This is a genomic window from Palleronia abyssalis, assembly GCF_900302445.1.
GTDB classification, from domain to species: domain Bacteria; phylum Pseudomonadota; class Alphaproteobacteria; order Rhodobacterales; family Rhodobacteraceae; genus Palleronia; species Palleronia abyssalis.
In genome coordinates, this window is sequence record NZ_ONZF01000016.1 from 24,562 (window position 1) to 50,094 (window position 25,533).

Here is a 25,533-nt window from a genome sequence, read left to right on the forward strand (position 1 = left end):
CCCACCTTGGCGCGACGTCCTCTGCCGCTGATCCGACAATCCGACATCGAAGCCGCCTGTGTCAGCGCCGGCCTCGGGGTGGGGGATGTCGCTCTCGTTCACGCCTCACTGTCGCGGTTGGGCTACGTGATCGGCGGCGCGGAATGCGTCGTGCGTGCGCTGCTCAAGGTTGTTGGCGATGCCGGTACGCTCATGGCACCCGCCCAGACGTGGCTCAATCTCGACCCCGAACGCGGTGTGCATGGTTTGCCAAAGCAAACCTGGCCTCTGCTTCGGCAGGAATGGCCGGGCTTCGACCCTGCAGTTACACCCAGCGTCGGCATGGGGGCAGTTGCGGAACAGATCCGGACTTGGCCGGGCGCATCCAGAAGCCTGCATCCCGCCCGGTCATGGGCGGCCGTGGGCGCACGAGCAGCAGATCTGACGGCCGAGCATGATCTGAATGACGTGCATGGCGAGCGAAGTCCGCTCGGGGCCGCGATCCGGGCCAAAGCCAAGGTTGTCCTGATCGGCGTGGGTTACGACAAATGCACCGCGCTCCACCTCGCCGAGACACGTTTCGCCACGCTGGGCGCCCCTGTGTTGACTGAGCGTAGCTGGGTTCGAACGCGGTCAGGCCGGCAGGACGTCACCTACACCACGCCCTTGTTCAATAACTCCGACTTTCCCTCGATCGGCGCGGCCTTCGAAGATGATCTCGACGCCCGCCCGGTCGCACTCGGAGGCGGAGAGGTCCGAATCGTCGATGCCGCAAGATTGGTCGCGTTCGCGGAACGATGGATGCAGACGAACCGGTGAACGCGGCAGAGGACGCACCCAGACCAAGTCCAATCTGGCCCAGGACGGCCAGAATCCATATCCGCACAAGAGCGTGGGTCGCGATACTTGGACCGGACGTTCCCGTTCCGCACCGGAGCTGTGCACCGAAAGGGACGCCTCACCCCGCGTCCGGCATCGTATATCAACTGCGTGAAACACGGAGCCTCGATCATGTCCCTAGCCCCGCAAACCCGCATCGGTCACGTGCATCTGAAGGTCGCCGATCTGGATCGCAGCCTCGCCTTCTATCGCGACATCCTCGGGTTCGAGGAAACGCAGCGCTATGGCAGCGGTGCCGTCTTCCTCTCGGCCGGGGGCTATCACCATCACATCGGCCTCAACACTTGGGAGAGCGCGGGCGCAACGCCGCCGCCGCCGGGGCACACCGGTCTGTTCCACGTCGCGATCCTTTATCCCACCCGCACCGATCTGGGCGACGCGCTGCGCCGCCTTCGGGCCGCTGACTGGCCACTGAGCGGTGCGTCGGATCATGGAGTGTCCGAGGCGCTTTACCTCGACGACCCGGACGGAAACGGGGTCGAGCTCTATCGCGACCGCCCTCAGGCCGAATGGCCGCGAGACGCCGAAGGCGGCCTGTCGATGGTCACACGGCGCCTTGACCTCGAGGATCTGGTCCGCGCCTGACCCCGTCGGGACAGAAGTCCGACGGATGTCCGGCGAAAGGGCGACATGTGTCCGACGCAGGCCCGGCAGATGCTGGACGAAAGCCCGGCGTTTGCGCTACGTCTGCCCGACGCAATTTCGGGGGATCCCATGGCCGTAGGCACCGACATCCGCACCTGGTTCGATGGCACGTGGCACGCGGGCGACCCCCCCATCATCCGCGCCGCGGACCATGGGGCCTGGTTGGGGTCGTCGGTCTTCGACGGGGCGCGCTATGCCCATGGCGTGGCGCCCGACCTCATGGCCCATTGCGAACGCGTGAACCGCTCGGCCGAGGCCTTGATGCTGACGCCGACCATGCCCGCCCAGCAGATGTACGACCTGATCTGGGAGGGACTGAACCTCTATCCCGCTGATTCCGCTTTGTATATTCGCCCCATGTATTGGGGAATCGATGCCGGCATAGGGGCCATCGCGCCGGGTGGAGAGACCGCGTTCGCGATCTGCCTCGAGGCGATTCCGCTGGCCCCCGAAGATGCGACGACCACCTTGACGACCACCCGATTCCGCCGCCCGACGCTGGAAACGGCCGTGGTGAACGCCAAGGCGGGCTGCCTCTACCCCAACAACGCCCGCATGATCCGAGAGGCGCAGGCCAAGGGTTTCGGCAACGCGCTGGTGGCCGACCAACTGGGCAACGTCGCTGAAAGTGCGACGGCCAACGTGTTCATCGCAAAGGACAATGTCGTCCTGACCCCAATCCCGAACGGTACCTTCCTGGCCGGCATCACCCGCGCCCGCCACATCGATCTGCTCCGCCGCGACGGCGTCGAGGTTCGCGAAACTGTTCTGTCCTTCGACGACGTGCGATCCGCCGACGAGGTCTTCCTGACCGGCAACATGTCCAAGATCACCCCCGTCACCGCCTTCGACGACGTGACCTACGCCCCGGGCCCCATCGCCAAACGCGCCCGCGCCCTTTACTGGGACTGGGCGCTCGGCGCCGGTGGACAGGGCCCTGCCGGTTCTGCATGATCCGAAGGCTTTTCGTGAAAGGGCCGAGATGCGTAAGTTCCTGGTCATTCTGGACGACAGCCGCGAGTGCTTGAACGCCATGCGTTATGCCGCGATGCGCGCGGCAAAGACCGGCGGTGGCGTGACCATCCTGTCCATCATCCCGCCCGAAGAGTTCCAGCATTGGCTGGGCGTCGGCGACCTGATGCGCGAGGAAGCCCGCGAACGGATCGAGGCACATTTCGAGGTCTTCGCCAAATGGATGCGCGATCGCCAGTCTGTCCACCCTGAGCTTGTCATTCGCGAAGGCGAGGCCGTGAACCAGATCATTGCCCAGATCCGCGAAGATCGCGACATCGGCGTACTGGTGTTGGGGGCCAACGAGGATGGCGGGCCCGGGCCGCTGGTCACCCAGCTGTCGCGCGGCGCGGGCGGCCTTCCGGTGCCGCTGACCATCGTTCCGGGTGCGCTGAGCAAGGACGAGCTCGAGGCGATCACGTGACCGCAGCCCCCGTCGCGGCCGCCCCCCCGCAACGGGTCGCGTGGATCGACCGGGCGCGGGGCATCGCCCTTGTGGCGATGATCGTCTATCATTTCAGCTTCGACCTTTCGATGTTCGGGCACGTGTCCTGGAATGTCGCTCAGGGATCCCTATGGCGCGGGTTTGCCATCGCCATCGCCGCCTCTTTCATCGCCCTTTCAGGTCTTTCGCTTGCGCTTTCGACCCGGGATGGCGTGAATTGGCCCGCGTTTATGAGACGGTTGGGCCTGATCGTCGCTGCCGCCGCGGCTGTCACGATCGGCACCTGGGCTGCAATGCCCTACCCCGTGACGTTCGGCATCCTGCACGCCATCGCGGTGTTTTCCGTCCTTGCGCTGCTGTTCCTGCGGGCCCCGATGTGGGTGCTTCTGATCACGGCCGTCGTCGTCTTCGCCCTGCCGCAGGTTTACCAGTCCGAGGCGTTCTCGGCCCCTCTGCTCTATCCGCTGGGTCTCGATCCGACGCCGATTCCGTCCTTCGACTACGAACCGGTGTTTCCCTGGTTCGCGGCCATGCTGGCGGGGATCGCGCTGTCGCGTGTCGTGCCGGTGCCGCGCGGTGCCATTGCGACGGACGCGCTTGCGCGCATGGGCCGCCACAGCCTTGTGATCTACCTTCTGCACCAGCCAATCCTGATGGGGGGATTGATCGCGGCCGGGTATCTGGGCATAGTTTAGAACCGTTCCAAACCTTGACTAACCCGGCCTGCATCCGCATATCGGGCGTGTCCCCGCAGGAGATTTCCCCATGTTCATCCAGACCGAATCCACCCCGAACCCGGCCACTTTGAAGTTCCTGCCGGGCCAGACCGTGCTCGAGACGGGAACGGCCGACTTTCCCACCCGCGAGGTTGCCGATGCGTCCCCGCTGGCCATGCGCATCTTCGGGATCGACGGAACGACGGGCGTGTTCTTCGGGAACGACTTCGTGACCGTGACAAAGGCAGAAGCGGCCGAGTGGGACCACGTGAAACCCGCCGTCCTGGGCGCCATCATGGAGCATTTCCAGTCCGGCCAGCCCGTCATGGCAGGCGAGGCGCAGCCCGCCAGCGGACATGCCGAACACACCGGCCCGGATGGCGAGATCGTCGGCCAGATCAAGGAGCTTCTGGACACCCGCGTGCGACCGGCCGTGGCGCAAGACGGTGGCGACATCACGTTCCACGGGTTCGAGCGTGGGGTGGTCTATCTGCACATGCAGGGCGCATGTGCGGGCTGCCCATCCTCGACCTTGACGCTGAAGATGGGGATCGAGAACCTGCTGCGCCATTACATCCCCGAGGTGATCGAGGTGCGCCCGGTTGCCTGACCCGCTTGTCCTGGCATTCGACACATCGGCCGCGCATTGCGCGGCCGCTTTGCTGTCGGGAGACAGGGTTCTGGCCTCCGCGTTCGAGGAGATGCCACGCGGCCAGGCCGAGCGGTTGATGCCGATGCTGGCGGAAGTCATGGCGAAGGCAGGGTGCGCGTGGCGCGATATCGATGCCTTTGGCGTCGGGGTCGGCCCGGGCAACTTTACGGGCATCCGGGTGTCGGTCGCGGCGGCCCGTGGGCTGGCCCTGGGCCTCGGTGCGCCGGCCATCGGGATAACGACGTTCGAGATTGCGCGGGCGTCGCATCCCGGGGCTGCGACGATCACCCTTGGCGGTCCACGTGGCGCGATTTTTCAGCAGGATTTCGACGGCGATAGGTCCGACGGCCCGCCACGGATGATCGAGGGCGAAACCCCGACCCAGACCGTCGACTGGCCGAATGCCGCTGCCACGATCGCCCGCCTGGCGATGCTGCGGCTGTCGGCGCGCGATACGATTGATCGCCCTGCCCCGCTCTATATTCGCCCGCCCGACGCGGCGCCGGCCAAACCGGTCCCGCCGGTGCGATGACCGACGCGGAACTGGCCGCGATCCACGCCGCCGCGATGTCGCTGCCGCGCCCCTGGAGTGAGTCCGAAATCGGTTCCCTGCGTCTGATGCCCGGATCGATCGAAAGCGTGCGGCCCGAGGGGTTCGCGCTTGGCCGGCACGTCCTGGACGAAGCCGAACTTCTGACCATCGCTGTCCATCCCGATCACCGCCGGCGTGGCTTTGCACGTGCGCTTCTGCGCAACTTCCACGGCAAGGCAAAGTCCGCGGGTGCCGATGTATGCCACCTGGAAGTGGCCGCCAGCAATGCCGCCGCCCGTGCCCTCTACACGTCCGAAGGGTATCGCGAGTCCGGCCACCGACGAGGTTACTATACGGAAGCTTCGCCACCGATAGACGCGATCGTGATGGTTTTGCAGCTTTGACGCCTCGTCATACGCCCGTATCGCGGGCGGTTGATGGAAACGGCGGCGGTTTTGCCCGGGGAGTCCCTTGATCTTCCCCGCCCCGTTCTGCCTTATCGGGACATCGAAGAAAGGGCGAAGCACGCCCCCGCGCCAACGCGCGCACCCATCGTCAGGGAGATACCCATGAGCCTCATGACCAAGTTTCTTACCGCAGCCGCCGCGACCGCTCTTTCGGCCGGCGCCGCGCTGGCCGAGCCCGGCCTGATCATCGATCTCGGCGGCAAGTTCGACAAATCCTTCAATGAAAGCGCCTATACCGGCGCGCAGCGCTGGGTCGAGGAGACCGGCGGCGACTACATGGAGACCGAGCTTGCCTCGGAAGCGCAGCGCGAGCAGACCATGCGCCGCATGGCCGAGCGTGGCGCGAACCCCGTTGTCGTTCTGGGCTTCGCCAACGCCTCGACTCTGGAGCAGGTCGCCCCCGACTATCCCGACACCAATTTCGTGATCGTCGATGCAGTCGTCGACCAGCCCAACGTCCAGTCCATTGTCTTCTCCGAGCATCAGGGATCTTACCTCGTGGGCATGATGGCCGCGATGGCGTCCGAGACTGGCACCGTCAGCTTCGTGGGCGGCATGGACGTGCCCCTGATCCGCAAGTTCGCCTGCGGCTATGCCCAGGGCGCCAAGGCGGTGGACGAGGATATCGAAGTCATCGCCAACATGACCGGCACAACGCCGGCCGCATGGAACGACCCGGTCAAGGGTGGCGAGCTGACGCGCAGCCAGATCGGCCAGGGATCGGACGTGGTCTTCGCGGCCGCGGGCGGCACCGGTGTGGGCGTGCTTCAGGCCGCCGCTGACGAAGACATCATGGCCATCGGCGTCGACTCGAACCAGAACTACATGCATCCCGACACGATGCTGACCTCAATGGTCAAGCGCGTCGACAATGCCGTCTACGACGCGTTCACCGCGGCCGACGAAGGCACCTTCGAAAGCGGCGTCGAGGTCAAGGGTCTTGAGGATCAGGGCGTCGGCTACGCCATGGACGAGTACAACGAGAGCCTCGTTACCGACGAAATGGAAGCAGCCGTCGAAGAGGCGAAGGCCGGCATCATATCCGGCGAGATCGAGGTGCACGACTACACCGCCGACGACAGCTGCCCCGCCCTGTCCCTCTGAACAGGCAGCATACTGCGGGCCCTGCATCGTGTCGCGGGGCCCGATCCATATCCGGGGGAACGACATGACGGCACCGGCCATCGAGCTTAAGGGCATCTCGAAATCGTTCGGCCCGGTTCAGGCGAACAAGGACATCGCGCTGCGCGTGATGCCCGGAACGATCCACGGCATCATCGGCGAGAACGGAGCGGGCAAGTCGACGCTGATGTCGATCCTCTACGGCTTCTACAAGGCCGACCGGGGCGAGATCTTCGTCCGCGGCGAAAAGATCGAGATCCCCGACAGCCAGGCCGCGATCCGCTCCGGTATCGGCATGGTGTTCCAGCATTTCAAGCTGGTGCAGAACTTTACCGTCCTGGAAAACATCGTGCTGGGCGCCGAGGAAGGTGCGCTTCTGCGGACGTCGCTGGGGCGCGCGCGGGCGCTGCTGAAGCAGCTTTCAGAGGAATACGAGTTGCACGTCGACCCGGACGCCAAGATCGAGGATCTGGGCGTCGGCATGCAGCAGCGTGTCGAGATCCTGAAGGCGCTGTACCGCCGCGCCGACATCCTGATCCTGGACGAGCCGACGGGCGTTCTGACCCCGTCCGAGGCCGACCACCTGTTCCGCATCCTCGAAGGCCTGAAGCGCGAGGGCAAGACGGTCATCCTGATCACCCACAAGCTGCGCGAGATCATGGAGGTGACCGAAACCGTGTCTGTGATGCGCCGTGGCGAAATGACGGCGACCGTGAAGACCGCCGAGACGAGCCCCGAAGAGCTGGCCGAGCTGATGGTCGGGCGCAAGGTGCTTCTGCGCGTGGACAAGGACGCCGCGAAGCCCGGTGAGACGGTTTTGGACGTGCACGATCTGAAGGTGCGGGACGGATCCGGCGTGGAACGGCTGCGCGGCGTATCCCTCACCGTCAAGCGCGGCGAAATCCTCGGCGTCGCGGGGGTTGCAGGAAACGGCCAGTCCGAGCTTTTGGAGGTTCTGGGCGGGATGCGCGAAGGCAAGGGCAAGGTGTTCGTGAATGGCGAGCCGCTGGACCTGACCGGCGCCAAGTCCGACGCCCGCACCCGGCGCAAACGCGGCATCGGCCACGTCCCCGAAGATCGCCAGCGCGAGGGACTGATCATGGATTTCCACGCATGGGAAAACGTCGGCTTCGGCTATCATGACGATGCGCGCTACAACCGTGGCCTTCTGATGAACAACGATGCGCTGCGTGAAGATGCCCGAGCGAAGATCGAGAAATTCGACGTGCGTCCCACGGATTGCTGGCAGAAGGCCAAGAACTTCTCGGGCGGGAACCAGCAGAAGATCGTCATTGCCCGAGAGCTGGAGCGCGAGCCCGACCTGCTTCTGGTCGGCCAGCCCACCCGCGGCGTCGATATCGGAGCCATCGAGTTCATCCACGAACAGATCGTGGCCCTGCGTGACCAGGGCAAGGCGATCCTTCTGGTTTCGGTCGAACTGGACGAGATCATGTCACTGTCCGACCGCATCGCGGTCATGTTCGACGGAAGGATCATGGGCGAACGCCTGCCATCCGAGACGTCCGAGCGTGAGCTCGGTCTTTTGATGGCGGGGATCACAGATACCGAGCACGACCACACGGTCGAAGAGGTCGAGGCCAATCTGGCGCATTCAAGCGGAAAGGCGGGCTGATGGACAAGCTGCCCAAATGGGCCGACGTGGCCTTGATCCCCGCGATCAATCTGGCGCTTGCGCTGATCGTCTCGGGGATCGTCGTCACCTTCATCGGCCAGGACCCGTTCGAGGCGCTGGTGATCATGGTCAACGGCGCCGTGGGATCGACCTATGGCTGGGGCTACACCCTGTATTACGCCACGAATTTCGTTTTTACCGGTCTGGCCGTCGCCGTAGCCTTCCATGCCAAGCTGTTCAACATCGGCGGCGAGGGGCAGGCGCAGCTGGGCAGCCTTGGCGTCGCCCTCGTCTGCCTGTCGGTGCCGTGGCCGCACTGGACGCTGGCCCTGCCCGCGGCGGTGGTCGGCGGTGCCCTCTTCGGGGCGGCCTGGGCTGCGATCCCGGCCTATCTACAGGCCAAACGTGGCAGCCATATCGTCATCACGACGATCATGTTCAACTTCATCGCCTCGGCGCTGCTGGTCTATCTGCTGATCGGCGCGCTCAAGGCGCCCGGCATGGCGCCCGAGACGGTGCGTTTCCCCGAAGGCGCTCGCCTGCCCTCGGCGCAGGAGGTGCTGGCCGTGATTGGCATCCCCTTCAGCCGCACGCCCCTGAACGTCAGTTTCCTTGTCGGCCTTCTGGCCTGTTTCGGCGTCTGGCTTCTGATGTGGCGCACCCGGCTGGGCTACGAGATCCGGGCTTTCGGCCATTCCGAACCTGCTGCACGCTATGCCGGGATTTCCCCGGTGAAGATCACGATGCTGGCCATGCTGATCTCGGGCGGGCTTGCGGGCCTGATGGCCGTGAACGCGGTCATGGGCGAGCAGGAGCGTCTGATCCAGGACAATGTGCTGGGCGCGGGGTTCGTGGGCATCGCGGTTGCGCTGATGGGCCGGTCGCACCCCGTGGGCGTGCTGATCGCGGCCATCCTGTTCGGTGCGCTTTACCAAGGCGGCGCCGAGCTTGAGTTCGAAACCAGCGTCCCGCGCGAGATGGTCGTGGTCATTCAGGCACTGGTCATCCTGTTCACCGGCGCACTGGACGGCATGGTGCGCGGACCGCTGGAGAAAAGCTTCCTGCGGTTCAGCCGCAAGCCCAAGCCCGGCGTCCCGGCCGAGTGATGCAGGACGTCATTCCGCACCTGCCGGCCCTGTTCCTGATTTTCGGCGCATTGGCGGCTGGCTATGCCTCGCCGGGGCCGACGATGCTGGCCGTCATGGGCACCGCCCTGGGTCGGGGTCGTGGCCCTGGAGTTCTACTTGGCCTGGGCGTCGCGCTTGGCACGGGGTTGTGGGCGGGAGTGAGCGTGACGCTGCTTGGGCCCCTGCTTCCCATGGATGGGCTGGCCGTCGAATGGCTTCGGATCGGGGCGGCCGTCTTTCTTGCCTTCCTCGCCCTCGTCTCGTTTCGCTCGGCCATCACCGGGCGGGACTTGAGCCTGCCGACCATTGGCGGAACCGGCCCTTCGCTGATCCTGCGCGGCACCTTGATCGCGGCCACGAACCCGAAGGCGGCGGTGTTCTGGCTGGCCGTGGCCGTCGCCGCCATCGGCCCCGAGACCGGATGGACCCTGGTGGCCGTTCTGGTCGCGGGCAGCCTGGCGATCTCGGCCCTGGGCCATACGGGCTATGCATTGGCGTTTTCCAGCCCGCGCATCGCCGCGGCCTATCGCGATCGGCGGCGGGTCATCCAAAGCGTTCTGGGATGCGTTTTCTGCGTCCTGTCGGTTGTCGTCCTGACCGGAGCACGTCACAGGGGTATCACATGAGCTTTCTCGATATCATCCAGATCCTCGACTCGACGATCCGACTGGCGACGCCGCTTCTGCTGGCGTGTCTTGCCGGGCTGTTCAGCGAACGCTCGGGCGTGGTCGATATCGGGCTGGAAGGAAAGATGCTGGTCGCCGCCTTCTTCTCGGCGGCGGTGGCGGCTATCACCGGGTCCGTGTGGATCGGGCTTCTGGCCGGGATCGCTGCGGCGGTCGTATTCTCGCTGATCCACGGGCTGGCTTCGATCACGTTCCGGGGCGATCAGTTGATCTCTGGCGTGGCGATCAATTTCCTGGCCGCCGGGATGACGGTGCTGATCGCGCAGGACTGGTTCCAGCAGGGGTCGCGGACGCCTGCGCTGACGGGCGACGCGCGGTTTGGCACAATCGACTTGCCCTTCGCGGATGCCCTGTCGGGGGTACCGTTTCTGGGGCCGCTGTATGCCGATGCTCTGTCGGGGCATACGATCCTGGTCTATGTGGGTTTCCTGGCGGTGCCCGCGACATGGTACGTGCTGTTCCGCACCCGCTTCGGCCTGCGCCTTCGCGCGGTGGGTGAGAACCCCGGCGCCGTGGACACCGCAGGTGTATCGGTGGTTCGCTTGCGCTATGCTGCGGTTCTGATCTGCGGGCTGCTGACCGGTCTGGCGGGAGCCTATCTGGCCACGGGTCTTGCTGCCGGGTTCACGAAGGACATGACCGCCGGCCGTGGCTTCATCGCGCTCGCCGCGCTGATTTTTGCAAAGTGGCGGCCGTGGTATGCATTGTTCGCCTGCCTTCTGTTCGGTTTCCTGCAGGCGGTATCGAACCGGTATTCGACCCTGGACCTCGGCATCATCGAGATCCCGAACGCCTTCGTCCTTGCCCTGCCCTATATCCTGACCGTCGTGATCCTGGCCGGGTTCGTCGGTCGGGCAATCCCGCCCCGCGCCGGGGGCCAACCCTACGTGAAGGAACGCTGAGATGTCCGACCGCGCCGCCGCCGATCTTGTTCGGTTCATCCATGATCGGGCCGGGGACGCCCCTGTCGAGATCGGGATGATCCTCGGGTCCGGGCTGGGGCATCTGGCGCAAGCGGTCGACGGTGTGGCGATCCCCTACGACCAGCTTCCGGGCTTTCCTCATGCGGGCGTGTCCGGCCACGTCCCGCAGCTGGTGATCGGCCAGTTCGAAGGTCGTCGCGTCGCCGTTCTGGGCGGGCGCGCGCATTATTACGAAAAAGGCGACCCGCAAGCCATGCGCTTCCCGCTGGAAGTGCTGGCGCTTCTGGGGGCCAAGACGCTTGTACTGACCAACGCGGCTGGATCGCTCGACCCCGAGATGCCCACCGGCTCGATCATGCTGCTGAACGATCACATCAACTTCTCGGGCCTGAACCCCCTGATCGGAGAATCCACGGATCGACGCTTCGTCCCGATGACGGATGCCTATGACACGAAGCTGCGCGAGGCGCTGCGGGTGTCGGCCGTCGAAAGCGGAACCGACATGTTCGAAGGGGTCTATGCTTGGTATTCGGGGCCCTCGTTCGAGACCCCCGCCGAAATCCGTGCAATCCGCATGCTGGGCGCCGATGCCGTAGGCATGTCGACCGTGCCCGAAGTCATCCTGGCCCGGTTCCTTGGACTGAAAGTCGCGGCGATCTCGGCAATTACGAACATGGCGGCCGGGATGTCGGACGAAAAGATCGGCCACGAACATACCAAGGAGATGGCCCCCCTCGGGGCGGCAAAGCTCGAGACGGTTCTGCGCGGGGCACTGCCCCGCATTTGATCTCTGGCTTCCGCGTGATGATAGTGGAAGAACTCGGTCAGTTTCACGCGGGGTGCGCAAGTGCAGATCTATCTGCCGATCGCCGAGGTTTCGGTAAACGCCTTCCTCATTCTCGGCCTCGGCGGGCTTGTGGGCATCCTGTCGGGGATGTTTGGCGTGGGCGGCGGATTCTTGATCACGCCCCTGCTCTTCTTCGTCGGCATTCCGCCAGCCGTCGCCGTTTCGACTTCGGCCAACCAGATCGTCGCTTCGTCGTTCTCGGCCGTGCTGGCCCATATCCGGCGCAGGACGGTGGATTTCCGAATGGGATTTGTCCTTCTCATCGGCGGTCTTCTGGGGTCTGCAGTCGGGGTCTGGATTTTTACCCTTCTGCGTAATCTCGGCCAGGTCGATCTGCTGGTCAGCCTCTGCTACGTAGTGTTCCTAGGCATCATCGGCCTTCTGATGTTCGTCGAGAGTTTGCGGGCCATGCGATCCTCTCGATCGGGGAAAGTGCCAAAGCGCAAGAAGCACAATTGGGTCCACGCGCTTCCGATCAAGATGAAATTCCGGACCTCGGGCCTTTATATATCGGTCATTCCGCCGATCCTCGTTGGGGCCGCTGTCGGTATCCTGTCCGCGATCATGGGTGTGGGCGGCGGCTTCATCATGGTGCCGGCGATGATCTACCTTCTGGGCATGCCGACCAAGGTCGTCATCGGAACCTCGCTGTTCCAGATCATCTTTACCACCGCGTTCACCACCATCCTGCACGCGACGACGAACTACACCGTCGATATGCTTTTGGCCGTACTGTTGCTTCTGGGCGGGGTCGTCGGCGCGCAGTTCGGGGCGAAACTGGGGGCCTACCTCAAGGCAGAACAGCTGCGCGTGCTGCTGGCGGTCCTGGTGCTTGCGGTTTGCGGCAAGCTTGCGCTGGACCTTCTTCTACAACCGGCAGAGCTTTATTCCGTGGCGGGGTCAGGTGCATGATCCGTATCCTGTGCTTCCTGATCGCATTCCTCGCCGCGCCCGCCGCCGGACAAGAGATCGTGGCCGGCCTCAGCCAGAACCGCATCTCGATCTCGGCGAATTTCGACGGGTCGGAGATCTTGATCTTCGGTGCGGTGAAGCGAGACACGCCCGTTACCGACGAGGATATCGGGGTCATCGTCACCGTCGAGGGACCGAAGCGCCCCCTGACCGTACGCCGCAAGGAACGGGTCGGACCGATCTGGATCAACACCGACTCGGTGGAGGTTGACGCCGCGCCCAGCTTCTATGCTGTCAACACCACCGCGGCATTGGAAACGGTGCTGGGCTATACGTCCGACCTGCGCCACGAGATCACCGTCAGAGAGGCCATCCGATCGGTCGGCGCCCCGGCCGAGATCGAGGATTCACCAGCCTTCACCGAGGCTCTTATCCGTATCCGCGAAGCGAATACCCTCTATCAGACGAATGTCGGCGCCGTGACGATCCGCCAGGATACGTTGTTCGACACGTCGGTCGTTCTGCCCGCCAATCTGGTCGAGGGGGTATACACTTCGCGCATCTTCCTCACGCGCGAGGGGGCTGTGATCGCCCAAGCGTCCGAGACGATCTATGTCGAGAAAGTCGGGCTGGAAAGGTTCCTTTACACCCTCGCCCATGAACAGGCGCTGGCCTACAGTCTTCTCTCGCTTGCCATTGCGATTGCGGCCGGCTGGGGTGCGTCGGCCCTGTTCCGGTACATTCAAAGCTGATCGTCGGCTTCCAGCGACAGCGGCGCGGCCGGTGCGACGAGATCTTCCGTGCCAAGGGGTTCGGACGGCCGGGCTAGACGATTGCGCATAACCCAGAACAGCCGTTCCTCTGCCCGAGTGATCGCGACATAGGCCAGCCGCTTCCATAAGGGTTGCCCGGCCTCGACACGTCCCACCCGGGCTGCGGCCCAGAGGTCAGGGGCGAAGACTTGCACCTCGGGCCATTGCGACCCCTGCGCCTTGTGGATGGTACAGGCGGCCCCGTGCAGGAACGTTGCCCCCATCCGGGCGGCGAAGGGAATGAACGGCTCTTCCTCGTCGGGCATCTCGATCTTGACGATCGAGGCGACATTGACCCGCGGGTCCGGGGCGCCGACCACGTGGATGCGGCTGAAACCGGGCTTCTTGCCCTCGCCCAGATAGATGACCTGCGCCCCCTTGATCAGGCCGCGTGCCTCCAGGTCGATGCGCTTCTTGCGGTGTTTCAGGGGCAGTTCGATGCCGTCGCATATCAATGGCTCGCCCGGCAGAAGTGCGTCGGCGGGAGCGTCATACGCGGCGCGGAACGCGTGGATCAGGCGGATCCGTGTTGCGTTCCGCCAGACGAGAACGGGGGAGCGGGCCATCTTCGCCGCCTCCACCCGACCGGCCATGACCACACGGTCGTCCCGGGCCGCCGCGTCTTCGATGCGGCGTTCGAAGTCTTCGAAGGTCAGTTCGGGATCGGCCAGTGCATGGGCCAGATCCAGGATCGGGTTGTCCGCTTCTTGCCTGTGAATCCGATTGAGGTGTGTGACACGGCCCTCGGGCAGTGTGTCGAACACCATTTCGCCCGATTGCTGAACCGGGGCCAACTGCGCGGGGTCCCCGAACAGGATCAAGGTCGGGAAGATCTCCTGCAGATCCTCGAACTGGCGTTTGTCGAGCATCGACGATTCGTCGACCATGCCGATATCCAGCGGCTCTTCGCGCCGTTTCCATCCGGTGATGAAATCCGATCCGCGCAAACCTGCGGCGGCAAGCGCTCCGGGAATCGAGTTCATCTGTTGATAGAACGCGAAGGCGCGGTCCAACGCCTGTTCGGTCAGGCCCTCGATTTCGACCTCGGGGCGTTCGGCCTGCCCGGCCAGCCATTCTGCGATGCGTTCGTATTCGGGGTCGTAGACGGGCGTATAGAGGATCCGGTGGATCGTCGTCGCCGGAACGCCACGGGTACGCAGGACGCTCGCCGCCTTGTTCGTCGGCGCGAGAATGGCCAGCGTTCGCCGTTCCTTCTTGCGTCGCGCCTCGTAATCGCCGGAGATAACGTCGACGCCCGAGGCTTTCAGTGCCTGGTAGAGCATCGACAGCAGCATCGTCTTGCCCGACCCGGCCTTGCCGGTGATCGCCATGATCGAGGATTTCCCCTCGGCCAGTGGGGTCAGGCGTTCTTCTTCCAGATCGACGCCGGCCGCCCGCAGCAGGTCATGGACCTTGGCTTCGGCGGTGGACTGGTCGGCGGACAGGATCGGAAGGGCGTCGTTCGGCATGCAGCCTTCTAGACCGCCCCCCGCCCCGCGTCGAGGCGGCTCAAGCCGCCAGGGGCAGCGTATTGCGCGGGGAAAGCCGATCCAGACCCTGTCGGCTGAACGTCCATTCCCCCAGGCAGATCGCATGCCGATCCTCGCCATCGCGAGAGATCAGCTTCGGCGCAATCCCGATCCGCTTGTAGACCCGCATCATGCGCGCGTCGAAAATCCCCAGCGCGCCGTCCCAGCCCCGCGCAAGGCCCAGTCGGAAGGTCTCGCGGAACAGGTCGGTCGAGACATTGGACGGGGCGCCCGGCGCGATGCAAAAGCGGGTGCATTCCATCAGACCACGGCGGGCGAACCCATCGGGGGCAAGATGGGCAAAATGCTCGGCAATCATCGTGCGGCCTGTCGTCGGTAGCAGGCGCAGAGAACCCAGATGGCGATCACCGTCACAGGCGATGACGTAGATCGGATCAAGTGGGTCGTACTGGTCGATCTCGCGGCCCGTCTCGTCGCGTGTGATCTCCCAACCGTGGCGATCGATGAACTGGGCCGAGCGGTCACGGAACATGGAATCGCGCAGGTTGGGGGCTTGGTGGATGGCGCGGCCTTCGAAGATGCGGATCATGGGTGTCTCCCTTGTGTATGGGAGACAGAAAAGCCGCGGTCGTATTACCTGCTTGGAAAGCCAGCGGACGGGCCGTAAAGGCCCTGTTAAGACTTACAGAGCCAAAAGCCCCAAGGTCTGGGCGCGTGCGACCGTGTGAAGCGTATTCGCGGCACCGAGCTTGCGGCGCGCGGTTTCAAGATACACGCGAATGGTGTGTTCGGAAATTCCGAGGTAGTCAGCCGCCTGCGCCCTGGTGAATCCTGTGGCGAGCAGCACGAGGACGTCGTTTTCCCTGGGCGAAAGGTTCGACGCCGAAGCGGCCATTTCCCCATCCACGATCTGAAGGCCCTTTTCGTTGACCAGATGAGCCGTGAACAGCATGTCGGACAACAGATCAGAGCTATGCCTTTTCCATTCTCCGGCCGTCTCGCCACTGCTAAGAGTAAACAGCGAGAATTGCCCGTCCGAGCCCCGCATCGGCATGGTTATTCCCTGACTTCCGACACCGGCGTCGATGGCATTCGACATGAACCGTCCTGCGCCCGGCGACGACCAGTCCAGCTGGTTCCAATGGATCGGATCCCGCGCGTGCAGACAGCTTCGCACCACAGGATCGATCCGCGCGTAGTTCAGGGTGACGTAGTTCTTCTGCCAATCTTCCGAATAGGTTCCCAAGCCGATCTGTCCGCCGGACCGTCCGATGACATGATACATCGTGTGTGGGATTTCAAAGACCGAACCCAGTGCCTGGATGACCCGATTGAGTCCTTGCCGGTCAGTGATCCCCTCTAGAAGCTCGACCAAGGTTTCCCGACGTTCCTGCATAACTCGTCAATCTCGCCTCATCGGATGCCTCGAGGCCGGCAACGGCAGGCAACGCCACTTCAAGCGTTTCGACCAGCTTCCCGGCCAGATCATCCAGCCCATTCATTTCAGCAAACGTCCGAAGGTCCTTCAGCACGTGGATCATCCAGTCGTTTTTCATGGCACACCTATTGGGAGAAAAGTTAACAGAGAATTAACGGCGATCTTTCCTTCTCCACTTTAGGGAATTGGGCGCCGCATGCGCCTCGCCAATTTTGGGGAGGGACCGACCCCTGCCAGCCTAGGGTTCGCACCGCGGCCCGTCAGAGCGCAAAAAAAAGACCGGACCGGCCTATCGGCCGCCCCGGTCGCACTTCGGTCCAGGCGCTGGTTCGGTCAGTTCTTCCAGGCGGCTACTGCGTCCTCGACGGTCCGCAGGCCGGTCTTGGGTGAACTGACAAGGCACGCCATGTTCCCCGGTTTATGCTGGTTCTTCCGCATCTTCGTATGCGCCGCCGGTATCTCCTTCCACGAGAAGACTTCGGACATGCAAGGGTCGAGCCTGCGTTCCACCATCAGCTTATTGGCGGCTGCCGCTTGCTTGAGATGGGCGAAATGCGAACCCTGGATCCGCTTCTGGTGCATCCAAACGTAGCGGGCGTCCATTGTCAGATTGTATCCCGTGGTGCCCGCGCAGATCACCACCATGCCGCCCTTCTTGCACACGAAGGTCGATACCGGGAACGTTGCCTCTCCCGGATGTTCGAACACCATGTCGACATTCACACCCTTGCCTGTGACGTCCCAGATCGCCTTTCCGAACTTCCGAACCTCGGTGAACCAGTCCTTGTATTCCGGCGTGTTGACCGTGGGCATCTGACCCCAGCAGTCGAAATCCCTTCGATTCAGGACCCCTTTGGCGCCCAATCCCATGACGAACTCGCGCTTGTCTTCGTCCGAAATGACGCCGATCGCGTTGGCGCCCGCAGTGTTGATCAACTGGATCGCATAGGAACCCAGCCCCCCGGACGCCCCCCAGACCAACACATTCTGCCCGGGCTTCAGTTCGTGCGGATGGTGGCCGAACAGCATGCGGTACGCCGTCGCCAGTGTCAGCGTGTAGCAAGCCGATTCCTCCCAAGTCAGGTGCTTCGGGCGCGGCATCAATTGCTGCGCTTGCACGCATGTGAACTGCGCGAAGGAACCGTCCGGCGTCTCATAGCCCCAGATCCGCTGGCTGGGCGAAAACATCGGGTCGCCGCCGTTGCATTCCTCGTCCTCGCCGTCGTCCTGATTACAGTGAATGACGACTTCGTCCCCGACCTTCCAGCGAGAGACCTTGTCGCCAACGGCCCAGACGATCCCGCTCGCGTCCGAGCCGGCGATGTGGAACGGGGCCTTGTGAACGTCGAACGGACTGATCGGAATGCCTAGGCCCGCCCAAACCCCGTTGTAATTGACGCCAGCGGCCATCACGAGGACCAGAACTTCATGGCTGTCGGGGTGCGGCGTATCGACGACCTCCAACTGGAAGGCCTCTTCCGGCTCACCATGGCGCTCGCGGCGGATGGCCCATGCGTGCATCTTGGCGGGCACGTGGCCAAGCGGGGGAATATCGCCCACCTCGTAAAGATCTTTGGCGTCCGTGGCGGTCATCGTATCGGCGTCTATCGGCATATTCGCCCTCCTCTCTTGCCGCAGCGCGGCGCGGTTCGTCACACCGACCTATTAAGGAGAGGGAAATAATGCAATACAAAGAAGGGCCGGTTGCGAAACTTTATGTCTCGCTCAATTCCCGCCGCTGGATGGTGCTGTCCCTTTCGGAAAGCTCGGGAACGGACGCTGCATAGAACGGTAAGACGGTCTTCGCGCGGGGGCGCAACGTGATTACGTCGCCGTTCAAGGACACGATGTGACGCAACGTAAAAAGACGCAGTATCCGGTCAACTGCTGCATCCCCGTCTTTCGGCCAGCAGACGATGGCATCATGTGCATCCAGCGCCGCAAGATCATTGCGAACTGCCTCGATCACGTCCCCCCGCGTCCGCGCACCACCCAGCAGGACCTTCGCGACCAGAGGGCCCGGGGTAACCGGAACGCCTTCGGTTATCCGCGCCCGAAGCTCGGCCGCAAGACGTTTCACATCGGGTGTCGAACCGAAGTCCCGCAGGGGAAGCGGTTTCCCGAAGGCCACGGCGGCCACACCGAATTTTCTGATTCGCCCGAAGATCCGCCGATAGACCCACCGGATCGCGAAAGCCGTTCCCGTCAGGAACGACCCACGGAACCGACGTTTGCCGGATTGCCCCGCCCTGATCAGGATATTGTCCTCTATCACCCGATCATAATTCAGCGAAACCGGAACGAAGACGATCTCTCTCACCTTGGGATCGTAGCCTTCGCAAATATAGCTGAGAAGCCCCAGCTTCATCTGGCCGACCCGCCCATCGAGGCTCAGCCCACCCTCGGGAAAGATCGCCTGCGTCACGCCCCCGGCGACCGCCATCTGGACATAGCGCGCCAGAACACGCCGGTAGAGCGTGTTGCGTGACCGGCGCCGGATGAAGTAGGCCCCCATGGCACGAAACAGGCGCGACACAGGCCAGATACGTGCCCATTCCCCAACCGCGTAAGCCAACGCAGATCGCTCGGCTGCAAGATACGTCACCAACACGTAGTCCATGTTGGACCGATGGTTCATCACGAAGACCACCGTTGCGTCTTTCGGAACGCCGGACAGTCCGACATCGTCGACACGGACGACATGAACATCGAACAGCCGCGTCGACAGCCATCGGGCCGCCCAGATCGCGAACCCGAAATAGGCGAAGGCGCTGAAGGAAGGTACGATTTCACGGGCATAGCGGCGCGCAAGCGAATGGGCCACGTCCTCTCGGATCCCCTGCTCTTCCGCATATGCCTGCGACGCCGCCAGAACCTCGGGATCGTACGACAGGCGCAAAATCATGTCTTGGCGCCGGAGAAGCTTGAACGGTTGGATCGGCCGCTCCAACCGTTCGTTCAGGCGCGCGACAGCCCGCTCCAGCCGCCGACGCAAGAACCAGCGGACGGGCGGAATGAACACGTGGCTGAGGGCCGTCACCACGGCGAACAGAAGGATAAGGGCGAAGAGCCAGACTGGAAGAGTGATCGTCTCGAACATCGTGACAGGGTTGCCCCATCTGCATCGTCAGGGAAAGCGCTGTCGTGCTCTCGACCTGACCCTTCGCGTGCGCAGCATCTGGACACGCAAGAATGTTGCGCCTAGATACCCCCTGAAGAAACCTTCACCAAAAGGCTTTGCATGTCCAATACCGTCACCCGCGACCGCCCTTGGCTTTTCCGGACCTATGCCGGTCATTCCACGGCAAAAGCCTCGAACGCGCTTTACCGCGGCAATCTGGCGAACGGTCAGACCGGTTTATCCGTGGCTTTCGATCTGCCGACGCAGACCGGGTACGACAGCGATCACACGCTAGCGAAGGGCGAAGTAGGAAAGGTCGGCGTACCGATTTCCCATCTGGGTGACATGCGGATGCTATTCGACGGCATTCCGCTCGAAGCGATGAATACTTCGATGACGATCAACGCCACGGCCCCTTGGTTGCTGGCACTCTACATCGCGGTTGCCGAGGAACAGGGGGCGGATATCCGCAAACTCCAGGGCACGGTGCAGAACGACATCATCAAGGAATATCTGTCCCGGGGCACGTATATCTGTCCGCCGAAACCGTCGATGCGCATGATTACCGACGTCGCAGCATTCACGCGGGAAAACCTGCCGAAATGGAATCCGATGAACGTATGTTCCTATCATTTGCAAGAGGCAGGTGCCACGCCCGAACAGGAACTCGCCTTCGCGCTTGCAACGGCGACCGCGGTTCTGGACGATCTGAAGACCAAGGTGGATCCGCAAGATTTCCCGGAAATGGTCGGGCGCATCTCGTTTTTCGTGAATGCCGGCATCCGCTTCATTACCGAGATGTGTAAGATGCGAGCCTTCGTGGACCTGTGGGAGGAGATTTGCCGCGACAGATACGGTGTTGAAGACGCGAAATACCGCCGCTTTCGGTATGGCGTTCAGGTCAACTCCCTAGGATTGACCGAGCAGCAGCCCGAAAACAACGTGTACCGCATCCTGATCGAGATGCTGGCGGTGACCCTGTCCAAGAACGCGCGCGCCAGGGCCGTCCAACTTCCCGCATGGAACGAGGCTCTGGGCCTTCCCCGACCGTGGGACCAGCAATGGTCTCTCCGGATGCAACAGATCCTCGCCTATGAAACCGACTTGCTGGAATACGACGATCTTTTCGATGGCAACCCAGCAATCGACCGAAAGGTCGAAGAGTTGAAAGATCTCGCGCGCGCGGAACTGCAACAGATCGACGCGATGGGCGGCGCGGTGAATGCAATCGAATACATGAAATCACGCCTCGTGGACGCGAATTCCGACAGGATTGCAGCCATCGAAGGGGGCACGACCACAGTGATTGGCGTCAATCAGTTCATGGCGGGCGAGCCATCGCCGCTGACTTCGGGGCTAGATGCCGTCATGGTGGCCGACCCCGACGCCGAAGCCGATCAGATCGATCGCCTGGAAGATTGGCGGGCCCATCGGGATTCCGAAAAGCTGAAAAAAGCTTTGCAGGAATTGGGCAAAGCCGCGCGCGAAGGCCGAAACATCATGCCCGCGTCGATCGACGCGGCAAAGGCTGGAGCCACGACTGGCGAGTGGGGAGATATGGTTCGCGACAGTTTCGGGCAGTATCGCGGCCCCACGGGCGTTTCTGCCGCCGCATCAAACCGGGTTGCCGATCTGGATGATATCCGGGATCAGGTAAATGCGGTTTCGGAACGTCTGGGACGCAGGCTATCCCTGATGATCGGGAAGCCGGGCCTCGACGGACACTCCAACGGCGCTGAACAGATTACGGCTCGCGCGCGCGATTGCGGGATGGCAATCCACTATGAGGGGATCAGATTGACCCCCTCGGAAATCGTCGAACGTGCCGAAAAAGAGCAACCGCATGTTCTCGGCCTCTCGATTCTTTCGGGTAGCCATGTCTCCCTCGTGTCTGATCTCATGGATATGATGCAGCGAGCGGGATTGGATATCCCCGTGATCGTCGGGGGCATCATTCCCGAAAAGGATGCCGACACCTTGCGCAGGAAAGGCGTCGCGCGGGTTTATACACCCAAAGATTTTCAGATGAATGTAATAATGAAGGATATAGTAGAGCTCGCAGATCCCGAAAAAGTCGCGGCTGAGTGACGATCTATTACAAGAAGTTCCACCTTAAACACCGGACCACAATTTATTGGGCATTGATTGGCCCGTCGTTTTCTGCTTATGCCGTTTCATGGAAAGCAGATTGGAGATACTATGAACCTGGATCTGGAAAGTATGTCCCGCGAAGATCTCCTTGCTCTGCGCAAGGATGTCGAGCGGGCAATCGAGACGGTGGACGATCGTCGCCGCGCCGAGGCGCGCGCTGCTGCTGAAAAGGCCGCCCGCGATCATGGCTATTCGCTCGAGGATGTCGTGGGCTCGGCCAAAAAGGCCCCCAGCGGCAAAAAGAATCCGCCGAAGTATCGCAATCCGGAAGATGCGCGTCAGACGTGGTCCGGCCGCGGTCGCAAACCCGGTTGGATCAAGGATGCGCTCGCCAGCGGACGATCACTGGACGATTTCGCGATCTGAAAAATGGGCCGCCCCACGGGGCGGCCCTTATTGATCAAACGGCCCGTTCGATCATCAATTTTTTAATTTCCATGATCGCTTTAGCGGGATTCAACCCTTTAGGGCAGGTCCTGGCGCAGTTCATGATCGTGTGGCAGCGATACAGCTTGAACGGGTCTTCCAGGTCGTCCAAGCGCTCGCCTGTGGCCTCATCGCGGCTATCCACGATCCAGCGATAGGCGTGCAACAACGCAGCCGGGCCCAGATATTTATCGCCATTCCACCAGTAGGACGGGCAAGACGTGGAGCAGCAGGCACACATCACGCATTCATACAATCCGTCGAGCTTCTTACGATCTTCGATGGATTGCCGCCACTCTGTCTGAGGCATGCTCGATTTGGTTTCGAGCCACGGCATCACACTTTCATGCTGTGCGTAGAAATGGGTAAGATCGGGGATCAGATCCTTCACCACCGGCATATGCGGCAGGGGATAGACCTTGACCACGCCGGAAACCTCGTCGATGCCGTAGATGCACGCGAGAACGTTCACCCCGTCCACATTCATCGCGCACGATCCGCAAATCCCTTCGCGGCAGGACCGACGGAATGACAGGGTCGGGTCGATCTCGTTCTTGATCTTGATGAGGGCGTCCAACATCATCGGCCCGCACGCGTCGAGGTCGATGAAATAGGTGTCGACGCGCGGGTTTTCCCCGTCGTCGGGGTTCCAGCGATAGATGTCGAACTGCTTGAGATTCGAGGCCCCCTCGGGCTTGGGCCACGTCTTGCCGGTACGAATCTTTGAGTTCTTGGGAAGCGTCAGCTGAACCATGTCAGTCCTCCACAGGCGATCAGGTCGGGAAAGAAACGCCGCCCCGGGAAAGGCATTGCAAGGTGCCGGCCCGGGTTGCGACGGTCGAAACGGTTTGAACGGTGGCGGCAGTCGGACCCGTCACACTGTCGGACGCCAATGAGACCAGTTCCGGGGTCGTGGCGTTATCTATAATGCAACTCAGCGTCGGCTCGACCGGAAGGCCCGGATAGTTCGACACGAGAGTTCGGGAGATGACAGATCGCGCCGCCGCGCGGGTCAGATCCTCGCCCGTCGAGGCAACGCACCCGCCGGTCGTCAGAAGCGCCAGAGCCATCATACCCCACCGCATCAGAGGACGAGGGGGCGGGTCGGCCCCGCTCCGGTTCTGTCCCGCACGCAGGCTTCATAGACATCGTGCGGATCGCGACGGCGCAGGTAATCCCCGCTGACCGACAATGACAGGCTGCTCGAGATGCCGCCGCTGCCGATCCCCACCGCAACTGCACCGGTCGGGGCCGCCGCAGCACGGGCCCGCTCTGCGCAGGCGCGCATCACGGCCTCGGGCGAAGTGGGTCCGCAGGACAGAAGAAGGGTCATCGCAACGGTCATCGGTAGGCGCATCCGATCGCGACCCTCGCCTGGTGTTTGGTGATGTAGCCTGCACCGTTCAGGAAGACGCTATCTGACGGGCGTACCGGATAGGGGCAGACCCGACCGTTCACATATTCCACAAGTGCGCCGCCCGGCACAGATCGATAGACGACACCCGCGCCGGAGGGATCCGGCGCGGCGACGATGACTTGGCCGTCCGAGGCGCACGGCACTCCAACGACGGTCGCCGAACCACACGGCTGCGCATCGTCATAAACGCTTGGGCCAATATAGCCCCCCGCAAACGCGGCCCAGGGAAGACCCAGCGCAAGTATGCAGGCGGCGACGCGTTCCATCAGTACACCCGCGCTTTCGGCTTGATCTTGTCGAGGTCGATACCGCCCTCGTTGTGACCGATCAGCGGATTCACGTGGACAGGTCGGTAGTCCAGCTCGACCTTGCCGTTGACCCGGGCCAGCGTGTGCTTTCGCCACGTTTCATCGTTGCGATCGGGGTAATCCTCATGCGCATGGGCCCCACGGCTTTCCTTGCGGGCCTCGGCCGAGACGATGGTGGCCAATGCGTTCGGCATCAGGTTCGTCAGCTCGAGCGTCTCCATCAGGTCGGTGTTCCAGATCATCGAGCGATCGGACACTTGGATGCCGTCCATCTTGCCTGCCACGCGGTACATCTTCTCGACTCCCTGCGCGAGAGTCTCGTCGGTTCGGAACACTGCAGCGTCGTCCTGCATGGTTTTTTGCATTTCAGCTCGCAGTTCCGCGGTCGGCGTATCACCCTTGGCGTGGCGCAAAGTGTCGAAGCGATCCAGCGCTTTCTCGACTTGGCTGACATTGACCTTGCCCGGCGCCGCCTTGCGGTCGACGACTTCCCCCGCCTTGATCGCCGCGGCCCGACCAAACACCACGAGGTCGATCAGGGAGTTCGACCCAAGCCGGTTCGCGCCATGCACACTGGCGCAGCCCGCTTCGCCCACGGCCATCAGGCCCGGAACGATGCGGTCGGGATCGTCTGCGGTCGGGCTCAGCACTTCACCCCAGTAATTCGTCGGTATGCCGCCCATGTTGTAATGAACGGTCGGCAGCACCGGGATCGGCTCTTTCGTGACGTCAACACCGGAAAAGATCTTGGCCGATTCCGAGATGCCTGGAAGACGCTCGGCCAAGGCTTCGGCCGGCAGATGGTTCAGGTGAAGGTGGATGTGATCCTTGTCCTTGCCGACGCCGCGGCCTTCACGGATCTCCATGGTCATGCAACGCGAGACGACGTCGCGCGACGCCAGATCCTTGTAGGTCGGGGCATAGCGTTCCATGAAACGCTCGCCTTCGGAATTCGTGAGATATCCGCCCTCGCCCCGCGCGCCTTCGGTTATCAGGCATCCGGCCCCGTAGATGCCGGTGGGGTGGAACTGCACGAACTCCATGTCCTGAAGCGGCAGACCAGCGCGCGCCACCATCCCGCCGCCGTCGCCGGTGCAGGTGTGGGCCGACGTCGCCGAGAAATAAGCCCGGCCGTACCCGCCGGTCGCTAAGACCGTCATCTTGGCGTTGAACACGTGCATCGAGCCATCTTCAAGGCACCATGCCAGAACGCCCTGGCACTGGCCATCCTCGCCCATAAGAAGGTCGATGGCGAAGAATTCGATGAAGAACTCGGCCTTTTCCTTCAGCGACTGGCCATAAAGCGTGTGAAGGATCGCATGCCCCGTCCGGTCCGCGGCGGCACAGGTGCGCTGTACGGGGGGACCTTCACCGAACTCGGTCGTATGCCCGCCGAAGGGACGCTGATAGATCTTGCCTGCCTCCGTCCGGCTGAACGGCACGCCGTAGTGCTCAAGCTCGTAAACCGCCTTGGGCGCCTCACGGGCAAGATATTCCATCGCGTCCACGTCGCCCAGCCAGTCCGACCCCTTCACGGTGTCGTACATGTGCCATTGCCAGTGATCGGGTCCCATGTTTCCCAGCGACGCGGCAATCCCGCCCTGGGCTGCCACGGTATGCGACCGGGTGGGGAAAACCTTGGTCACGCAAGCGGTGCGCAGACCCTGCTCGGCCAGACCGAGTGTGGCGCGAAGGCCAGATCCGCCGGCACCGATGACGATGGCGTCGTAATCATGCGTAATATAATCGTAGGCAGCCATGGAAAGCTCCTTG

Annotated in this window: 29 protein-coding genes; 18 read left to right on the plus strand and 11 right to left on the minus strand. The window is 62.9% G+C overall.

The features are described 5' to 3' along the window. Positions 1–6 precede the first annotated feature (6 nt). The 16 genes from PAA8504_RS20180 (at position 7) to PAA8504_RS20255 (ending at position 13,349) form a co-directional block, all read left to right on the plus strand. Positions 7–798, plus strand: coding sequence for an AAC(3) family N-acetyltransferase (locus tag PAA8504_RS20180; RefSeq protein ID WP_181375898.1), 792 nt, complete (start codon positions 7–9; stop codon positions 796–798). A gap of 192 nt (positions 799–990) precedes the next feature. Continuing rightward, entirely contained in the window at positions 991–1,464 is a 474-nt protein-coding gene (locus tag PAA8504_RS20185) for a VOC family protein (protein WP_108895945.1), read from the plus strand. 129 nt (positions 1,465–1,593) lie between these two features. Next, entirely contained in the window at positions 1,594–2,478 is an 885-nt protein-coding gene (locus PAA8504_RS20190) for a branched-chain amino acid aminotransferase (protein WP_108895995.1), read from the plus strand. A 28-nt stretch (positions 2,479–2,506) separates the two neighbouring features. Beyond that, positions 2,507–2,959, plus strand: coding sequence for a universal stress protein (locus tag PAA8504_RS20195; protein ID WP_108895946.1), 453 nt, complete (start codon positions 2,507–2,509; stop codon positions 2,957–2,959). Continuing rightward, positions 2,956–3,675, plus strand: a complete 720-nt coding sequence (locus PAA8504_RS20200) for a heparan-alpha-glucosaminide N-acetyltransferase (protein WP_108895947.1) — start codon at positions 2,956–2,958, stop codon at positions 3,673–3,675. The genes PAA8504_RS20195 and PAA8504_RS20200 overlap by 4 nt, the downstream gene beginning before the upstream one ends. Before the next feature lie 70 nt (positions 3,676–3,745). Further along, on the plus strand, positions 3,746–4,306 hold the full coding sequence (locus PAA8504_RS20205; protein ID WP_108895948.1) for a NifU family protein: 561 nt from the start codon (positions 3,746–3,748) through the stop codon (positions 4,304–4,306). After that, positions 4,299–4,880: a tRNA (adenosine(37)-N6)-threonylcarbamoyltransferase complex dimerization subunit type 1 TsaB gene (gene tsaB / locus PAA8504_RS20210; protein ID WP_108895949.1), complete on the plus strand. Its 582-nt coding sequence runs from the start codon at positions 4,299–4,301 to the stop codon at positions 4,878–4,880. Before PAA8504_RS20205 ends, tsaB begins: the two co-directional genes overlap by 8 nt. Then, a complete protein-coding gene (gene rimI, locus PAA8504_RS20215) occupies positions 4,877–5,284 on the plus strand; it encodes a ribosomal protein S18-alanine N-acetyltransferase (RefSeq protein WP_108895950.1) in 408 nt (135 codons plus the stop codon). The genes tsaB and rimI overlap by 4 nt, the downstream gene beginning before the upstream one ends. 165 nt (positions 5,285–5,449) lie before the next feature. Beyond that, on the plus strand, positions 5,450–6,451 hold the full coding sequence (locus tag PAA8504_RS20220) for a BMP family lipoprotein (protein ID WP_108895996.1): 1,002 nt from the start codon (positions 5,450–5,452) through the stop codon (positions 6,449–6,451). Between the two features lie 64 nt (positions 6,452–6,515). Then, the gene (locus PAA8504_RS20225) at positions 6,516–8,102 is read left to right on the plus strand and encodes an ABC transporter ATP-binding protein (protein WP_108895951.1); all 1,587 of its coding nucleotides are present in this window, start codon (positions 6,516–6,518) and stop codon (positions 8,100–8,102) included. Beyond that, a complete protein-coding gene (locus PAA8504_RS20230) occupies positions 8,102–9,208 on the plus strand; it encodes an ABC transporter permease (RefSeq protein ID WP_108895952.1) in 1,107 nt (368 codons plus the stop codon). The genes PAA8504_RS20225 and PAA8504_RS20230 overlap by 1 nt, the downstream gene beginning before the upstream one ends. Further along, complete coding sequence (locus PAA8504_RS20235; RefSeq protein WP_108895953.1) at positions 9,208–9,855, plus strand: LysE family translocator; 648 nt, start codon at positions 9,208–9,210, stop codon at positions 9,853–9,855. Before PAA8504_RS20230 ends, PAA8504_RS20235 begins: the two co-directional genes overlap by 1 nt. Then, positions 9,852–10,817, plus strand: a complete 966-nt coding sequence (locus PAA8504_RS20240; protein ID WP_108895954.1) for an ABC transporter permease — start codon at positions 9,852–9,854, stop codon at positions 10,815–10,817. Before PAA8504_RS20235 ends, PAA8504_RS20240 begins: the two co-directional genes overlap by 4 nt. A gap of 1 nt (position 10,818) precedes the next feature. Next, positions 10,819–11,625, plus strand: coding sequence for a purine-nucleoside phosphorylase (locus PAA8504_RS20245; RefSeq protein ID WP_108895955.1), 807 nt, complete (start codon positions 10,819–10,821; stop codon positions 11,623–11,625). Between the two features lie 60 nt (positions 11,626–11,685). After that, positions 11,686–12,597: a sulfite exporter TauE/SafE family protein gene (locus PAA8504_RS20250; protein ID WP_108895956.1), complete on the plus strand. Its 912-nt coding sequence runs from the start codon at positions 11,686–11,688 to the stop codon at positions 12,595–12,597. After that, a complete protein-coding gene (locus PAA8504_RS20255; RefSeq protein WP_108895957.1) occupies positions 12,594–13,349 on the plus strand; it encodes a TIGR02186 family protein in 756 nt (251 codons plus the stop codon). Before PAA8504_RS20250 ends, PAA8504_RS20255 begins: the two co-directional genes overlap by 4 nt. Here the strand turns inward: PAA8504_RS20255 and PAA8504_RS20260 are convergent. The 6 genes from PAA8504_RS20260 to PAA8504_RS20280 all read right to left on the minus strand — a co-directional run bounded on the left by PAA8504_RS20260 (position 13,340) and on the right by PAA8504_RS20280 (position 19,437). Then, complete coding sequence (locus PAA8504_RS20260; RefSeq protein WP_108895958.1) at positions 13,340–14,878, minus strand: ATP-dependent DNA helicase; 1,539 nt, start codon at positions 14,876–14,878, stop codon at positions 13,340–13,342. The two genes, PAA8504_RS20255 and PAA8504_RS20260, sit on opposite strands and share 10 nt — an antisense overlap. Before the next feature lie 40 nt (positions 14,879–14,918). Beyond that, positions 14,919–15,488 carry an acyl-homoserine-lactone synthase gene (locus tag PAA8504_RS20265; RefSeq protein WP_108895959.1) on the minus strand — a complete coding sequence of 190 codons (570 nt, stop codon included), beginning with the start codon at positions 15,486–15,488 and terminating at the stop codon, positions 14,919–14,921. A 93-nt stretch (positions 15,489–15,581) separates the two neighbouring features. After that, positions 15,582–16,295, minus strand: coding sequence for a helix-turn-helix transcriptional regulator (locus PAA8504_RS20270; RefSeq protein ID WP_108895960.1), 714 nt, complete (start codon positions 16,293–16,295; stop codon positions 15,582–15,584). After that, entirely contained in the window at positions 16,246–16,455 is a 210-nt protein-coding gene (locus PAA8504_RS22215) for a hypothetical protein (protein WP_181375899.1), read from the minus strand. The genes PAA8504_RS20270 and PAA8504_RS22215 overlap by 50 nt, the downstream gene beginning before the upstream one ends. Before the next feature lie 215 nt (positions 16,456–16,670). Continuing rightward, positions 16,671–17,951 (minus strand): crotonyl-CoA carboxylase/reductase, encoded by a 1,281-nt coding sequence (gene ccrA, locus PAA8504_RS20275; RefSeq protein ID WP_108895961.1) that lies wholly within the window; start codon positions 17,949–17,951, stop codon positions 16,671–16,673. Between the two features lie 100 nt (positions 17,952–18,051). Then, entirely contained in the window at positions 18,052–19,437 is a 1,386-nt protein-coding gene (locus PAA8504_RS20280; RefSeq protein WP_108895962.1) for a 1-acyl-sn-glycerol-3-phosphate acyltransferase, read from the minus strand. Positions 19,438–19,578: 141 nt separating this feature from the next. On the opposite strand from PAA8504_RS20280, the gene PAA8504_RS20285 reads away from it, so the two are divergent. Continuing rightward, positions 19,579–21,546, plus strand: a complete 1,968-nt coding sequence (locus PAA8504_RS20285) for a methylmalonyl-CoA mutase family protein (RefSeq protein WP_108895963.1) — start codon at positions 19,579–19,581, stop codon at positions 21,544–21,546. Between the two features lie 111 nt (positions 21,547–21,657). Further along, the gene (locus PAA8504_RS20290; protein ID WP_108895964.1) at positions 21,658–21,975 is read left to right on the plus strand and encodes an H-NS histone family protein; all 318 of its coding nucleotides are present in this window, start codon (positions 21,658–21,660) and stop codon (positions 21,973–21,975) included. 34 nt (positions 21,976–22,009) lie between these two features. On the opposite strand, the gene PAA8504_RS20295 is transcribed toward PAA8504_RS20290, so the two are convergent. The 5 genes from PAA8504_RS20295 to sdhA are packed head-to-tail and all read right to left on the minus strand — an operon-like array spanning position 22,010 to position 25,520. Beyond that, positions 22,010–22,789 (minus strand): succinate dehydrogenase iron-sulfur subunit, encoded by a 780-nt coding sequence (locus PAA8504_RS20295; protein ID WP_108895965.1) that lies wholly within the window; start codon positions 22,787–22,789, stop codon positions 22,010–22,012. Between the two features lie 19 nt (positions 22,790–22,808). Beyond that, on the minus strand, positions 22,809–23,105 hold the full coding sequence (locus tag PAA8504_RS20300) for a hypothetical protein (protein WP_146190550.1): 297 nt from the start codon (positions 23,103–23,105) through the stop codon (positions 22,809–22,811). Positions 23,106–23,119: 14 nt separating this feature from the next. Beyond that, positions 23,120–23,380 carry a hypothetical protein gene (locus PAA8504_RS20305; protein WP_245897714.1) on the minus strand — a complete coding sequence of 87 codons (261 nt, stop codon included), beginning with the start codon at positions 23,378–23,380 and terminating at the stop codon, positions 23,120–23,122. Beyond that, positions 23,377–23,718, minus strand: a complete 342-nt coding sequence (locus tag PAA8504_RS20310) for a hypothetical protein (RefSeq protein WP_108895968.1) — start codon at positions 23,716–23,718, stop codon at positions 23,377–23,379. The genes PAA8504_RS20305 and PAA8504_RS20310 overlap by 4 nt, the downstream gene beginning before the upstream one ends. Further along, the gene (gene sdhA, locus PAA8504_RS20315; protein WP_108895969.1) at positions 23,718–25,520 is read right to left on the minus strand and encodes a succinate dehydrogenase flavoprotein subunit; all 1,803 of its coding nucleotides are present in this window, start codon (positions 25,518–25,520) and stop codon (positions 23,718–23,720) included. The genes PAA8504_RS20310 and sdhA overlap by 1 nt, the downstream gene beginning before the upstream one ends. Positions 25,521–25,533 lie beyond the last annotated feature (13 nt).